Below are 1,609 nucleotides of genomic sequence, written 5' to 3'. Positions count from 1 at the left end.
CTACCGCAGTGCGCTGAACGCCTGCAGCGCGGCGATCGCCGCGCAGATTTCCGAAGCCGACGCCATGAAGGTGTTTACCGGCTTTGCCCGGGTGACCGGCATATTGGTCGACGAGGGCAACCCGGCGATGGCGATGGACGCAAGGAGCATGCAGAGCCGCACGCCCAAGCAAGGCCGGCAAATGCCGAAATAAGGTTTTGCTTCTTTCTCCCCGTTCACGGTGAGGTGTGGTCCGCGCAGCGGACGAAAAGCCAATTGCTTGGCTTTTCGAACAGCGAACGCCCGGCAGGGCAATGAGGGGCGGCGCCAGCGCTTCGGTAAGTGGCATCTGAATCGGATGCTTGAATTTCATGTCAGCTTTCAATCCTGCCTCGTCAGCGCTGCCCCTCATCCGCCTGCCGGCACCTTCTCCCCGTGAACGGGGAGAAGAGACCAAGCCTCACCCCGTCGCCACAAATACGCGGCGCTGGAAGCGCGCCTGATGGTAGGTGCAATAGCTTTTCAGCGCCCTGGTGCGCATGCCGCAGCACAGCATGTCGGCGCCCGGCCGGCTGCCTGGCGCATCGTTTTCAGAATCCTCCTCCACCGTCAGATCCAGCGGCGCGCGGCAGCGTGAAAACAGGCAATCGATGAAACGCATCGCCACGCCATGCGGCTGCCGGCCGATGGCCGCGCGCGGCGGCGCCGGCGTCTCCAGGCGATAGGCTACGCCGTCAGCGATCAGCACGCCTACCTCGCGCACGAACGAATGGCGCCTGGGCCGGGCCACTTCACGCGCGGGGATGTCCTTGGCGGCAAGCACGCCATGCATCTTGCCGACGACAGGCGTCGCAGTCCCCGGGGCGCCAGTCGCCCGCTTGCTTTCAGCGCGCTTGCCCACCGCCTGTCTGGCTCGCGGCGGCGGCCCCTTGCCATTGGCAAAACCGATCGCGCCCAGCATGGCGTTGCGGTGCACGATGCCGATGATGGCGTCGCGCGACACCGGGCTGCCGCGCAACGCGCTGAACGCGACTGCAATCCTGGAGGCTGAAAGCCCGTCCTTCAGCCAGCGGCCGATCTCGTGCAATTCCGCGTCGCTATAGCTTGCCATATTCAGCTCCATCCAAAGTTCGGCCGCACGCCGTCGGGCAGCGTCAAGGTTCGACCCGGTGGCCGGGTCGCAGTCAGGTTGTTTTTCAAGAGCCGGCTGTCAGCCGACCAGCCTCAGCCGGATTGGGTAGATTTCCCGCCGGCAAGGTGCAGAAGCCGCGCCTCGGCCGTGTTTCTATCCAGGGCGGAAACCGCCCTGCCCGTTGGCCTGTCGAACAGGATGACGGTGCCGTCCTCGGTGCGGATGCAGGAGCGGCCAGCCGAAAAAACAGCGCCGGCGCCATGCCGGTCGGATTGGGGGCCGGAGCCGCTGGGAGCGGCGGCTCCGGCCGTTCCGGTCGCCGGAGACGGGCGGACCGGACCCGGGGCTGGTGCAGTCAAGCACCGAGCCTCGGGCTTCATCCTGGCCGGGGAGGAGGACAGCCGGGATGAAAGGGGGGCGACAGCCGCCGGGCACACCGCGCACGGGGCCGGCGCCATTGCGCCATCAAAGGTGGACAGGTTTTGCATAACCATATAT

At 66.1% G+C, this 1,609-nt stretch carries 2 protein-coding genes and 1 pseudogene; 1 reads left to right on the top strand and 2 read right to left on the bottom strand.

Annotated elements, in window-relative coordinates:
- A pseudogene (locus EN984_RS33915) lies at positions 1-193 on the top strand (DUF982 domain-containing protein); the annotation flags it as partial.
- A 246-nt stretch (positions 194-439) separates the two neighbouring features.
- Here the strand turns inward: EN984_RS33915 and EN984_RS33910 are convergent.
- A complete protein-coding gene (locus tag EN984_RS33910; RefSeq protein WP_127273603.1) occupies positions 440-1,090 on the bottom strand; it encodes a GcrA cell cycle regulator in 651 nt (216 codons plus the stop codon).
- Between the two features lie 113 nt (positions 1,091-1,203).
- Positions 1,204-1,470, bottom strand: coding sequence for a hypothetical protein (locus EN984_RS33905; RefSeq protein WP_236382727.1), 267 nt, complete (start codon positions 1,468-1,470; stop codon positions 1,204-1,206).
- Positions 1,471-1,609: the final 139 nt, after the last annotated feature.

Source organism: Mesorhizobium sp. M7A.F.Ca.CA.004.12.1.1, assembly GCF_003997835.1.
GTDB lineage: Bacteria > Pseudomonadota > Alphaproteobacteria > Rhizobiales > Rhizobiaceae > Mesorhizobium.
This window is presented reverse-complemented; position numbering and strand designations above follow the sequence as displayed.